Source organism: Actinoplanes sp. NPDC026670 (assembly GCF_040638175.1).
GTDB lineage: Bacteria > Actinomycetota > Actinomycetes > Mycobacteriales > Micromonosporaceae > Actinoplanes.
In genome coordinates, this window is the sequence record NZ_JBEZXU010000037.1 from 95,610 (window position 1) to 107,502 (window position 11,893).

General features: G+C 72.4%; 13 protein-coding genes. 3 read left to right on the forward strand and 10 right to left on the reverse strand.

The features are described from left to right. Positions 1–45: 45 nt before the first annotated feature. Genes AB0E94_RS31620 through AB0E94_RS31660 form a run of 9 tightly spaced genes read right to left on the reverse strand, consistent with a single transcriptional unit; the run spans position 46 to position 8,780 of the window. Positions 46–1,644, reverse strand: a complete 1,599-nt coding sequence (locus tag AB0E94_RS31620) for a lipid II flippase MurJ (RefSeq protein WP_360333697.1) — start codon at positions 1,642–1,644, stop codon at positions 46–48. Beyond that, complete coding sequence (locus AB0E94_RS31625) at positions 1,641–2,474, reverse strand: hypothetical protein (RefSeq protein WP_360333700.1); 834 nt, start codon at positions 2,472–2,474, stop codon at positions 1,641–1,643. The genes AB0E94_RS31620 and AB0E94_RS31625 overlap by 4 nt, the downstream gene beginning before the upstream one ends. 25 nt (positions 2,475–2,499) lie before the next feature. Further along, the gene (locus AB0E94_RS31630) at positions 2,500–3,435 is read right to left on the reverse strand and encodes a copper transporter (RefSeq protein ID WP_360333703.1); all 936 of its coding nucleotides are present in this window, start codon (positions 3,433–3,435) and stop codon (positions 2,500–2,502) included. A 7-nt stretch (positions 3,436–3,442) separates the two neighbouring features. Then, on the reverse strand, positions 3,443–4,636 hold the full coding sequence (steA, locus tag AB0E94_RS31635) for a putative cytokinetic ring protein SteA (protein ID WP_360333706.1): 1,194 nt from the start codon (positions 4,634–4,636) through the stop codon (positions 3,443–3,445). A gap of 53 nt (positions 4,637–4,689) precedes the next feature. Further along, complete coding sequence (gene recN, locus AB0E94_RS31640; RefSeq protein ID WP_360333709.1) at positions 4,690–6,447, reverse strand: DNA repair protein RecN; 1,758 nt, start codon at positions 6,445–6,447, stop codon at positions 4,690–4,692. Between the two features lie 51 nt (positions 6,448–6,498). After that, on the reverse strand, positions 6,499–7,386 hold the full coding sequence (locus AB0E94_RS31645) for an NAD kinase (protein WP_317791364.1): 888 nt from the start codon (positions 7,384–7,386) through the stop codon (positions 6,499–6,501). Beyond that, positions 7,383–8,201 carry a TlyA family RNA methyltransferase gene (locus AB0E94_RS31650; protein ID WP_360333713.1) on the reverse strand — a complete coding sequence of 273 codons (819 nt, stop codon included), beginning with the start codon at positions 8,199–8,201 and terminating at the stop codon, positions 7,383–7,385. The genes AB0E94_RS31645 and AB0E94_RS31650 overlap by 4 nt, the downstream gene beginning before the upstream one ends. A gap of 26 nt (positions 8,202–8,227) precedes the next feature. Continuing rightward, entirely contained in the window at positions 8,228–8,536 is a 309-nt protein-coding gene (locus AB0E94_RS31655; protein WP_360333716.1) for a hypothetical protein, read from the reverse strand. 4 nt (positions 8,537–8,540) lie between these two features. Next, positions 8,541–8,780 (reverse strand): hypothetical protein, encoded by a 240-nt coding sequence (locus tag AB0E94_RS31660; protein ID WP_360333719.1) that lies wholly within the window; start codon positions 8,778–8,780, stop codon positions 8,541–8,543. On the opposite strand from AB0E94_RS31660, the gene AB0E94_RS31665 reads away from it, so the two are divergent. Both AB0E94_RS31665 and AB0E94_RS31670 read left to right on the forward strand, forming a co-directional pair. Continuing rightward, entirely contained in the window at positions 8,764–9,309 is a 546-nt protein-coding gene (locus tag AB0E94_RS31665) for a pentapeptide repeat-containing protein (protein ID WP_360333734.1), read from the forward strand. The genes AB0E94_RS31660 and AB0E94_RS31665 overlap by 17 nt on opposite strands. Before the next feature lie 287 nt (positions 9,310–9,596). Next, entirely contained in the window at positions 9,597–9,920 is a 324-nt protein-coding gene (locus tag AB0E94_RS31670; RefSeq protein WP_317791360.1) for a sterol-binding protein, read from the forward strand. Between the two features lie 57 nt (positions 9,921–9,977). Here AB0E94_RS31670 and AB0E94_RS31675 read toward each other — a convergent pair whose 3' ends face one another. Continuing rightward, positions 9,978–11,267: a methyl-accepting chemotaxis protein gene (locus AB0E94_RS31675; protein ID WP_360333722.1), complete on the reverse strand. Its 1,290-nt coding sequence runs from the start codon at positions 11,265–11,267 to the stop codon at positions 9,978–9,980. A 145-nt stretch (positions 11,268–11,412) separates the two neighbouring features. Between AB0E94_RS31675 and AB0E94_RS31680 the strand changes: the two genes are divergently transcribed. After that, a complete protein-coding gene (locus tag AB0E94_RS31680) occupies positions 11,413–11,697 on the forward strand; it encodes a hypothetical protein (protein WP_360333725.1) in 285 nt (94 codons plus the stop codon). Positions 11,698–11,893: the final 196 nt, after the last annotated feature.

An 11,893-nucleotide genomic window follows, 5' to 3' on the forward strand; every position in this document is an offset into this window, starting at 1 on the left:
CGGCGGCCGCCGAACCCGCCGGCTCATCGCCGGCCGGCGCCGGACCTACCGGCGGAGACGTGCGATCACCGTGCCGGCCAGCGGCCCGAGATCGCGCCGGTTCAGCACGAAGGCGACCGCGAGGAAGACCGCGCCGACCGCCACACCGCCCAGCATGCCTTCAACGAGGCTGCCCAGCACGCCCGGGGTCGGCCAGACGGACGACCGCAGACCGGCGACCACACCCCATCCGGCCACCCCGGCCACGGCGGCCGCGAGCACCGCGGCGACCAGGGCCCGGCTCAGACCGGCCAGCGCGGCCGGGCCGGCGTGCCGGCGAACCGCGAGGACCAGCAGCAGCCCGGTGACCGTCATGCCGACCGCGTTGGCCAGGCCGAGCCCGAACACCTCGCCACCCGGGACCGGCGCCATGGTGACGACGATCACGGCCAGCGCGGCGGTGAGCCATCCCACGGCCGACGCGACGGCGGCCGCCACCGTGGCGCCCCGCGCGTAGAGCGCCCGGGACAGCAGCGCGAACAGCGCGTAGCCGAGCAGTCCGGGCGCGAACCCGACCACCCCCGGCACCGCGCCCGGCACGTTCATCAGGTCGGTCATCGGGATCGCCAGCCCGGCCAGGGCGGCCGTGCCCAGACCGGCCAGCAGCACCACCGAACGCGCGGTCCCGGAGAGCGCGGCCGCATAGCCGGCGTCGTCGCCGCTCGACGCCGCCGCCGACAGCCGTGGATACACCGCGGTGGCCAGCGGCACCGCCAGCACCGCCCACGGCAGCAGGAACAGGGTCTGCGCGCCGCTGTAGGGCGCCATCTGCCGGGCCGCCAGCACCACGATCAGCGCGGCCACCACCTGCTGCGCGCCGACGGTGACCGCGCCGGCCCAGCCCAGCCGCACCGCCTGGCGGCCCTCGTCACCGGGGAACCGCAGCGCCGGCCGCAGCCGCAGACCGAGCCGGGCCACCGGGACGACCAGGCAGAGGCTGAGCGCGACGACCCCGAGGGTGGTGCCGGCCGACAGGGTCAGCTCCCCGGCCCGGCTCAGCCCGGCGAAGTCGGTCCCGGCGCCGTCGATCCCGGCGTAGGTCAGGTAGGCGGTCATCACCGTCACGCTGGACAGCAGCGGCGCGATCACCGGCCAGGCGAACCTGTGGTGCGCCTGGAGCACGCCGGTCAGCACGATCCCGATGCCGTAGAGCGGCAGCTGCGGCGCGAAGATCCGCAGCATCCGGGCGGCCACCTCGCGGTGCTCCGGCGGGATGTCGCCGAACAGGCCGGTGATCGGGCCGGCCAGCAGGAACACCAGCAGGGCCAGCGGGACGGTCAGCGCCAGCACCCAGGAGAGCAGCGCCGACGCGACCCGGTTCACCCGGTCCCGGTCGCCGGCCGCCACCGCCCCGGCCAGCAGGGGCACCACCAGGCTGGCCAGCGCGCCTCCGGCGGCCAGCTCGAAGACGATGTTCGGGATCAGGTTGGTGGCCAGGTACACGTCGGCGAGCGCGTCGTCGCCGACCGTGTAGAAGAACACCGTGGTCCGGCCGAAACCGGCGAGCCTGGCCAGGATCGTGAGGACCGAGATCAGCGCGGCTGCGCCGGCGAGCTTGCCCGCCGTACCCCTGGAGGGGTTCGAAGAAGCAGTTGACGAGGTCACGCTTGAGGTGGCCGGCGGCCGAGGTCGTCGAGGGTCCGCAGCCAGGGCGTGTCGTTGATGACCTTGGTGAAGCTGATCTTCTCGCTGGCCGCGGTCAGCGCGGCCAGCGCGGCCAGCGCCGCCGCCCGCCCGGCGGTCCCGCTGCGGGCCACCAGGGCCACCCCGAGCAGGGCGCCGAGCGAGTTCGCCCCGGCGTCGCCGAGCATGATCTCCTCGCCGAGGTCGTCCGGCAGCAGGGCGGCGCCCGCGCCGAGCGTGCCCGCGGTCATCGACGCGTTGCGGCCCACCGCGAGCGGCGCGCCGAGGATCGCGCCGGCCTTGAGCGCGCGGCCCGGCCGCAGGTCCAGCAGGTTGATCAGGTTGGCCGTGCCGGCGATCACCCCGGCGCCGAGCAGCACGTCGACGCCGCGGCCGAACCGGGAGCGGCGGCCGCTGCCGATCAGCGCGGACGCCGCGAGACCGGCCGCGCCAACCCCGGCGATCTTGACGAGGCCGCTGGTGACGAACCCCTCCCGCAGCGCGCCCAGGTGGCCGGCGAAGCCCTTGGCCGCTTTCTGCTCGGGCCGGTTGCCGACCACGTCGTCGTAGAAACCGACCGCGCCGCTGACCGCCCCGGCGACGACCGACGCGGCCGCGAGGCGGGTGGTGGGCGCGCCCGAGGCGGCGCCGACGGTGGCGCCGACCGCGAGGGCCGGGCCGCCGGCGAGCGTCACGGTACGGCCGTGGAAGTTGGTCCGCTCCAGCTCACGGGCCTGCGGATCGCGGCGCACCCAGCCGAGCACGCTGCGTGCGACCAGGGCGCCGAGGGCGGAGGAACGGAGGTAGGCCATGGCCGCAGAGTCTAGACCGGAGAGGCTAGGGGGCGGCCGAAGGCACGATCGACGTGGCGCCGGTGGCCAGCCCGTACTGCCCGACCTTGTTCTGTACCACCCGCTCGACCGTGACCAGGGCGGTGGCGACCTGGCCCTGCACGGTGCTCACGTTGTCCACCGTGGAGATCTGCTTGACCAGGGTCGGGTCGTTGCGGATGCCGGACACCAGATTTCCCTCGCCCGCGTTGTCGCCGGCGACCACCAGCATCCGCGTGTCCTTGCCGAGTTGCTCGGCCATGGTCAGTGCGTACCGGCTCTTCTTCGCCGCCTCGTTGTCGGTGGCGGGCACCCCGGAGACCAGCACGATCGCCTCGGCGCCACCTGTCGCGCCGTCCTCGGTGGTGAGGTAGCCGGGCTGGGCGAACGCGGCCAGCACCGCGGTCACGTCCTCCGCGGTCGGGCTGGTCGGCGTGGCCTGGAGCAGGGTGAGCGCCAGCAACGCGCTCGCCGTCTCGACCCCGTCGCTGTTGAGCGGCACGTTCGCCGTCGAGATGCTCGGCTGGGACAGCTCGTCGACCAGGAACAGCAGATCGTTGACCGTCTTCGGGTCGAAGAACTTGTCCTCCATCCGGACCCGCGCGGTGATCGTCGCCCCGGCCACGGTGAGCATCTTGACGACGCCCTCGGTGTGGTCCTCGGTGCCGGGCAGCGCCACCACGGCGATCTTGCGGCCGGCCAGTTTGCCGCCGAGCAGGCCCGGCGCGATCTGGCTGGCGAACTCCTGGCTGCGGTTGACCGACTCGTTGAGCTGGTTGACCTGCTCCCGGCGGACGTTGTTGTCCTTGTTGAGCGCCTCCAGGTTGTTACGGAGGTTCTCCGAGACCGGGCCGTTGAGCGCGGCGGTGCCGACCACCAGGCCGATCGCCAGCGCGAGGAAGACCGCGGTGAGCGACACCACGTGGTACCGGAAGTTGATCACAATGCCCTCAGAACAGATTGCCGAGCTGGAAGAGCAGATTGTCCCACCACTCGGACACGACGGTGAGATACGCCTTCCCCACCGTGGACACCGCCACCGCCGACGCCATCGCGGCAAGCGCGGACAGCACCAGGAGCAGCACCGCCGACCCGGAGATGCTCTGCCGGTAGAGCCGGCTCACACCTTTCGCGTCGACCAGTTTGCCGCCGACCTTGAGCCGGGTCAGGAACGTGGAGGCCATCCCGCCGCGGCCCTTGTCCAGGAACTCGACCAGGTTGGCGTGCGTGCCGACGGCCACGATCAGGGACGCGCCCTTCTCGTCGGCGAGCAGCATCGCCAGGTCCTCGCTGGTCGCCGCGGCCGGGAAGGTCAGCGCGTCGACACCCAGGTTCTCCACCCGCTTCAGACCGGGCGCGCGGCCGTCCGGATAGGCGTGCACCACGATCTCGGCGCCGCAGCGCAGCACGTCGTCGGTGACCGAGTCCATGTCACCGATGATCATGTCGGGGGTGTAACCGTTCTCCACCAGCGCGTCCGCGCCGCCGTCGACACCGATCAGGACCGGCTTGTACTCCCGGATGTACGGCCGGAGGACCTCCAGGTCCTCCTTGTAGTCGTAGCCGCGCACCACGATCAGCACGTGCCGCCCGCCGATCCGGGTCTGCACGTCGGGCACGCCGACACCGTCGAGCAGCAGGTCACGTTCCTGCTTCAGATAATCCATGGTGTTCGCGGCGAACGCCTCGAGCTGCACCGACAGGCCCTCGCGGGCGTCGGCCATCGACTTGGCGACCGACTCCGCGTCCTGCCGGACACCCGTCGCGACCGGCTCGCCGTCGAGCAGCACCACGCCGCCCTCGATGCTGACCGTCTGCCCCTCGCGCAGGCCGGTGAACACGTCCTCGCCGAGCTCGTCGACCAGGATCACGCCGCCCTGGATCAGCACCTCGGGGCCGAGGTTGGGATAGCGCCCGGAGATCGACGGCTTCGCGTTGAGCACCGCCATCACCCCGGACGCGACGAGCGAGTCGGCGGCGACCCGGTCCAGGTCGACGTGATCGATCACGGCGATCTCGCCGGGCCGCAGCCGGCCGGTCAGGCGCTTGGTCCGCCGGTCCAGCCGGGCCACGCCGGAGACCGGACCAGGGTCGACGCTCCTGGTCCGGCGGAGGGTGGGAATGGGAAGTCGCATCCCGGCCATCCTGACACGCCCCCGCACCCGCGGCCCCCACGACATGCGCCAGCTCACCATTCTCAGGCGCGTTTCTCCCTGGCAGCCACGGAGAGTAGCTCCTCCGCATGCGCAATGCCTAGATCGGAATCGGGCAGACCCGCCAGCATCCGGGACAATTCCCTGGCTCGTTCGGTTTCTTCCACAATGCGCACACCACTCGTGGTGATCGCTCCGCCGGTGTCTTTCGCGACCACCAGGTGACGATCGGCGAATGCCGCGACCTGCGGCAGGTGCGTCACGACCAACACCTGATGGGTACGCGCCAGCCGCGCCAGCCGCCGCCCGATCTCCACCGCGGCCGTCCCGCCGACACCCGAGTCCACCTCGTCGAACACCAGCGTCGGCGGCCCACCGGCGCCGGCGAACACCACCTCGATGGCCAGCATCACCCGGGACAGCTCACCACCTGAGGCGCCCTTCTGCAGGGGCAGCGCCGGCGCGCCCGGGTGGGCGTGCAGCCGCAGCTCCACCTCGTCGGCCCCGTCCGGCCCGGCCGCCAGCAGCTCCCCGTCGACGGTCACGGCCGGCTCGTCACGCGACGGCGCCCGGGTGAGCACCGCCACCTCGACCCGCGAATGTGGCATCGCCAGCCCGGCCAGCTCCACGCTGACCGCCTCGGAGAACCGCCCGGCCGCCTCCCGCCGGGCCGTGGTCAGCCGCCCGGCCAGCTCGCCGACGGTCGCCTCCAGGCGCTGCCGCTCCTTGTCGAGCTCCTCGAGCAGCTCGTCGGACGAGTCCAGCTGGCTCAGCTTGGTCCGGGCGTTCTCCGCCCAGGCGATCACGCCGTCGACGTCGTCGGCATATTTCCGGGTCAGCGCACGCAGCGCGGCCCGCCGCTCGTAGATCGCCTCCAGCCGGGCCGGATCGGCGTCGAGCGAGCTCAGGTAGGCGGACAGCTCCGAGGCCACGTCACCGACCAGGGTGGCGGCCTCCTCGATGCGGGCGGCCAGGTCACCGAGCGACGAGTCGACCGCCGACTGGCCCTCCAGGGTCCGCCGGGCCAGGCCGAGCAGCTGCGTCGCGTCGGGGGTGTCGTCGGCCGCCTCCACGCCACCGGCCAGCGCCTGCGACGCCAGGGTGGCCGCGACCCGCAGCCCCTCGGCGTGCTCCAGCCGCTGCACCTCGTTACGCAGATCGTCGTCCTCGCCGGGCTGCGGATCGACCCGGGTGATCTCGTCGAGGCCGAGCTTGAGCAGGTCGGCCTCCTGCGAGCGCTGCCGCGCGTTGCGCCGGCGGTCGGCCAGGTCCTCGACCACGGCCCGCCACCTGCCGAACGCCTCCTTGTAGGAGTCGATCAGCTTCTCGTGCGGTGGACCGGCGAACCTGTCGAGCGCCGACCGCTGCTCCGACGGGCGCAGCAGGCGCAGCTGATCGGACTGGCCGTGCACGGCCAGGATCTGCTCGCCCAGCTCGCTCAGCGTCGACACCGGCATGCTGCGGCCACCGACGTGCGCCCGGGACCGGCCCTCGGCCGTCACCGTGCGGCTCAGCAGGATCGAGCCGTCGTCGTCGGCCTCGCCGCCGGCGTCGGTGATCCGGGTCCGCACCGCGTCACCCAGGGAGCCGCGCAGCTTGAGCCGGCCCTCGACCACGGCCCGGCCCGGGTCGGCCCGGACCCGGCCGGCGTCGGCCCGGCCACCGAAGAGCAGTCCGAGACCGGTCACCACCATCGTCTTACCGGCACCGGTCTCGCCGGTGATCACATTCATACCCGACGTGAGCCGCAGCGTCGTGTCGTCGATGACGCCGAGCCCGGTGATGCGCAGTTCCTCCAGCACAGCCAGACAGTATCGGCACCCCCCGACAATTGCCCAACGGCGGGGGTCTGATCAGCGTCGATTCCCACGCCATCCGACGACCGGCAGACCGAACTTCGCCACCAGCGTGTCAGTGAACGGCCGGGGCGCCAGCCGGACCAGCCGGACCGGCAACTGACCCCTTTCGACCGTCACCTGCGAACCGGGCGGCAGGTCCCAGGTCCGCCGGCCGTCGCAGCACAACACCGCAAAAGACGTGTACGGGTCGACCGTCAGCACGAAGGTCGACGTCGGAGCGGTCACCAGTGGCTTGGAGAACAGGGCGTGCGCGCTGATCGGCACCAGCAGCAGCGCCTCCACCTCGGGCCAGACGACAGGTCCACCGGCCGAGAACGCGTACGCCGTCGACCCGGTCGGTGTGGCGCACACCACACCGTCGCAGCCGTAGCGGGACAGCGGCCGGCCGTCCACGTCCACCATCAGCTCGAGCATCTGGGCCCGCTGGCCCTTCTCCACGGTCACCTCGTTGAGCGCCCACGACTCGGCGATCAGGCGGCCGTCGTACTCGGCCCGGACATCCAGCGTCAGCCGCTCGTCGACGGTGTAGTCGCCGCGCACCACCTCGGCGACCGCGTGGTCGATGTGATCGATCTCGGTCTCCGCGAGGAAGCCGACCTTGCCCAGGTTGATCCCGAGCAGCGGCGCCTTCGCCGGCCGGGCCAGATCGGCGGCCCGCAGGATGGTGCCGTCACCGCCGAGCGCGAGCACGATCTCCACGCCCTCGGCCGCGTCCGGGCCGACCACCGGCTCCACCCCCGGGGGCAGCTCCAGGTCGTCGATCTCCTCGGCGATCACCCGGACCTCGAACCCGGCAGCGATCAGGTCCAGCGCCACCGCTCGGGCGTGCTGCGTACTCTGCCGGCGCCCGGTGTGCGTCACCAGCAGGGCCGAGCGCGTCATTTCTCCTCCATCAGGGAAACGGGTCCAGCTTCGACGACAGCTTCGATCCGGGCCGGATCGGCCGGCGGGGCGTCCCGCCGGAACCACACGAAGAACTCCACGTTTCCGCTCGGCCCCGGCAGCGGGCTGGCGGTCACGTCCGCCACCCCGAGCCCGAGCTCCGCGGCGGCCGCCGCCACGTCCAGCACCGCCTCGGCGCGCAGCCGCCAGTCGCGGACCACACCACCCGAGCCGACCTTCTCCTTACCGACCTCGAACTGCGGCTTCACCATCAGCGCGAGATCGCCGTCGGCAGCGGTGCACGCCGACAGCGCGGGCAGCACCAGCCGCAGCGAGATGAACGACAGATCCGCCACGGTCAGATCGACGACCCCACCGATCGACTCGGGCGTGATCGCGCGGACGTTGGTGCGCTCCTGCACCACCACCCGCTCGTCGTTGCGGATCGGCCAGGCCAGTTGGCCGTACCCGACGTCCACCGCGACCACCTGCCGGGCCCCGGCACGCAGCAGCACGTCGGTGAACCCGCCGGTGGACGCGCCCGCGTCCAGGCAGCGCCGGCCGGTCACGGCCAGGGTCTTGAAGGCGGCCAGCGCGCCGGCCAGTTTGTGGCCGCCCCGGGACACGTAGTCGTCCTTCGGGTCCTCCCCGGACACCACGATCGGGTCGGCCGGGTCGACCATGGCGGCGACCTTCAGCGCGGCGGTGCCGCGCACCTGCACACGACCGGCCGCGACGAGCGCGGCGGCCTGCTCCCGGGAGCGGGCGAGCTTGCGTCGGACGAGCTCGGCGTCGAGTCGCGCACGGCGGGCCATCAAATTCCTTTATTTTGTACGGTCGTTCAGCGGTCGATGCTGGCCAGGGTTTCCTGGAGCACCTGGTGCGCGGCCTCGTACTCGGCGATCTGCTCGGCCGGGGCCAGCCGCGCGGCGTTGGCGAGCGACCGTAGCACCGCGTCCACGGCGGGGTGACCGGTGTCCTCCCCACTCGGTGACGGCGCCACCGGCGGGAAGCCACCCGGCGCGGACACCGCCGGCGGGAAACCGCCCGGAGCCGGCGCCGCCGGCGGGAAACCGCCCGGAGCCGGCGCCGCCTGTGGGAAACCACCCGGAGGCGGCCCGGGACGTGGGCCGGGCTGGGGATAGGTCACTGGCTCAGGCCTCCGAGCTCTCGGTCCGGCTGACCGTCTCCGACGCCGGTTTCGGCTGTGCGGGCACCTGTGCCGCCTTCTTGGCCGGCGCCTTCCGCGGTGTCGTCTGCTTGGCCGGAGCCGCCGACTTCGCGGCGGTCGTCTGCTTGGCCGGGGTCACCGACTTCGCGGCGGTCGTCTGCTTGGCCGGGGTCACCGACTTCGCGGCGGTCGTCTGCTTGGCCGGGGTGGCCCGCTTGGCCACTGCCTTGCTGGCCGGAGCCCGCTTGGCCGCCGCCTTTCCGGCCGGCGCCGTCTTGGCCGGCGCCGTCTTGGCCGGCGGCTCGGGCGAGACCGGCTCGACGAACACCGGCTCGACAACGGCCGGCGTCACCGCGACCTCGGCCGCCTTACGCGGCGCCCGCTTGACCGGCGCAGTCTTGGCGGGCGCAGTCTTAGCCGGGACCGCCTTGGCCGCAGCCCGCTTGGCCGGCGCGCGCTTCACCGGCGCGGCCGGGGCAACCTCAGGTGCGGCCGCCACGTTCGCTGGCACCGCAGCCGGCCCGGTCCCGGCCGCCGGCATCGCGTTCGGCTTGGCCTTGACCGCCTTCTTCGCCACCGTCTTCTTGGCCGGCCGGGCCACCGGCACCTCCGGCACCCCGGTCTCGGCCGCGTTCACCCGCGCCTGCGCCTGCCGCAGCTGCCGCTCCAGGTCGTGCACCTTGGCCGTGAGATCGGACACCTCCTCGGCGGTGGCCAGTCCCACCCGTCCGAGCGCCCGGTCCACCTCGTAGCGGACGATGTTCGTCAGCGCCTCACGATTCGCGATGCCCGCCGACAGCAGATCCTCCACGAGGCCCTGCACCTGCACCGCTGTGGCACCGCCTCGGGTGAGCAGCTCCCCGGCGACCTGTTGCGCCTTCTTCCGGGGTGCCTCCGTCAGGCCGAGTGCCAGGTCCAGATAAGCCCGCCATGCGTCCGGCATGTCTCGCCTCCTCTCGCCGCGTCGGGTGCCACGCTACCGGGCACCTCCGGGAAACTCCTGGGGTACCGTGCCGGTGTCGTGAGGGAGGATGGCCCTATGGCCACCTTGGACGAGTGCCGCCGGGCACTGCACGACCTCGCCGCCCGACTGGAGAGCAACGCGGAGGCCCGCGGCAAACTCGACCTGGATCGCACGCTCGCGTGCCGGCTGACCGACCTGGGCGCGGCGTTCCACGGCCGGATCACCGGCGGCCGGCTCGTCGACATCACCGACGGCGACGACCCGAAAGCGAAGATCGCCCTGGTCACCACGAGCGACGAGCTGCTCGACCTGGTGGCCGGCAAGCTCGAGGTGTCCCGTCTGATCACCGCCATCCGGGCGAACCCGTTCGACCTGCTCAAGCTCCGCAAGCTCCTCTGAACGACCGGACCGGTTGTGCCCACGTGTACGGGCACAACCGGCAGGTCAGTTCAAAGATCAGCGTTCGGTCGAAGCGGAGAGTGTCTCCAGGCCGGCGAGCACCTGGTCGGCCGCCGCGGTCGCCGCGGACAGCTGGGTGGTCACCTCGGCCAGTACGGCCGCCTGTTCCTCCACCGAGGACGCGATGTTGAGCTGCAGCTCGTGGATGTCGTCGACGGCGCCGGTGGTGGCGGTGAAGGTCTGCGCCACGTCCCCGGTCTCGGCCACGATCGCGGTGATCACCTGGTTGACCTTCTCCACCGAGGTGGCTGTCTCCCGGGCCAGGTCCTTGACCTCCCCGGCCACCACGGCGAAGCCCTTGCCCAGCTCACCGGCGCGGGCGGCCTCGATGGTGGCGTTGAGGGCGAGCAGGTTGGTCTGTTCGGCGAGCGACGCGATGATCGCGTTCACGTCGGCGATCTCACCGACCGACTTCTCCAGCCGGCGTACCTTCTCCCCGGCTGACGCGGCCGCGTCCTTGCCCGTGGAGGCGGTGCCGGCGGCCTGGGCGGATCGTTCGGCGATGTCGCGCACCGAGGCGGTGAGCGCCGCGAGTTCCCGGTCGACGGCGGCGACGGCGGAGATCGCGGTGTGCGCCTCGGCGCTGATCTGGGCGACGTCGCCGGTGATCCGCCGGGCCTGCGCAGCGGACTCCTCGGACCGCAGCCGCAGTTCCTCAGCGGCCCGTTCCTGAGCTTCGTGCTCGGCCCGTTCGACCTCGCGGCGGGCCTCCTCGGCCTGCCGGGCCAGCGCTTCGTTCTCCCGTTCGGCCTGCTCGGCGAAGTGCCAGAACACCACGATGCCGGCCACCTCGAGGGTGAGCAGCCCAGCGTGCACGGCGACCATGCCGATCGCGGCGGCGACACCCATGTGGTGCTCGCCGAACACCCGTTCCGGTGACACCAGCCCGAGCACCCCGTGGTGCACGACGACCACCAGGATCGCCGACACCAGCGGCGCCCACTGCTGGTACAGCGCCACGAAGATCAGCACCGCGTACAGGTGGATGTGCGTGGACATCTCGCCACCGGTCAGCTCGATCGCGACAAGCGTGCACGCGATCAGCCCGACACTGACATGGCTGGCCCTGGCCTTGGGTTTGTCGGCCGGCACCAGAGCGCCGAGGGCCGCCCAGACCCCGATGGCCGCGGCCATGCCGACCGCCTCCCAGGGCGATCGCGGCCCGAGGATGCCGATCACCAGGAACGCCGGCACATGGAACCACAGCAGCCGGCTCACGATCCGGTGGCGGGCCTGCCAGGACGCTTCGGAAAGCCGGGCGCCGCGCGGCAACGTCAGAGAACTCACATCTCCCTGATCGACCGTGAAAAGGTCTGGTTGACCTCCTGCGGCAAAAGGCGCAAGCCCTGTCCGTTCAGCCCCGGACGGTGCCACGATTGAGGTAGGGAACCCACCGGCCGGCGGCCGCGCCGGCCCCGATCAGGGAGGGACCATGACCCGTAACCGTCCCGGCCTCCCGCGCTTCGACGCCACGCTGACCACCGCGAACGTCCACGAGCGCGCCGAACAGGTCGCCGTGCCCGACTTCGACTGGATGACCACCCCGGTGCTGGCCATCGTCGACGCTCTTCTGCACATCGACATGAACGCCCCGCTCCCCCGCCGCTTCCGGGCGTCGATCCCGGTCCCGGCCGACGCTCCCGCCACACCGCCGATCGACGCGGCAGCCCACAGCGCCGGCCATCTCCTGGCCGACCTGACCCGAATCAACCGCTGACCCCTATGCGGTACGCCGTAGAGCACCCCACCCGCACCACAACTCCCCTGGCTGTCCCCGCGACGTAGTCCCGGCTCGAGCGCCCAGCGCGACCGCCGGGCTGGTTGCGTGGTCACCGTTCCTTCTCCGGCCCGGGCGCGCCCCCGGGGGGAGAAAAAGAAGGAAAACGCGAGATGCCGGGCGGGGAAGAGGACCG

Excerpts from the sequence above, each read along its gene's own strand:
- AB0E94_RS31625 (WP_360333700.1), bottom strand. The coding sequence starts at position 2,474 with ATGGCCTACCTCCGTTCCTCCGCCCTCGGCGCCCTGGTCGCACGCAGC.
- steA (WP_360333706.1), bottom strand. The coding sequence starts at position 4,636 with ATGGCCGGGATGCGACTTCCCATTCCCACCCTCCGCCGGACCAGGAGC.
- AB0E94_RS31645 (WP_317791364.1), bottom strand. The coding sequence starts at position 7,386 with ATGACGCGCTCGGCCCTGCTGGTGACGCACACCGGGCGCCGGCAGAGT.
- AB0E94_RS31650 (WP_360333713.1), bottom strand. The coding sequence starts at position 8,201 with ATGGCCCGCCGTGCGCGACTCGACGCCGAGCTCGTCCGACGCAAGCTC.
- AB0E94_RS31670 (WP_317791360.1), top strand. The coding sequence starts at position 9,597 with ATGGCCACCTTGGACGAGTGCCGCCGGGCACTGCACGACCTCGCCGCC.
- AB0E94_RS31680 (WP_360333725.1), top strand. The coding sequence starts at position 11,413 with ATGACCCGTAACCGTCCCGGCCTCCCGCGCTTCGACGCCACGCTGACC.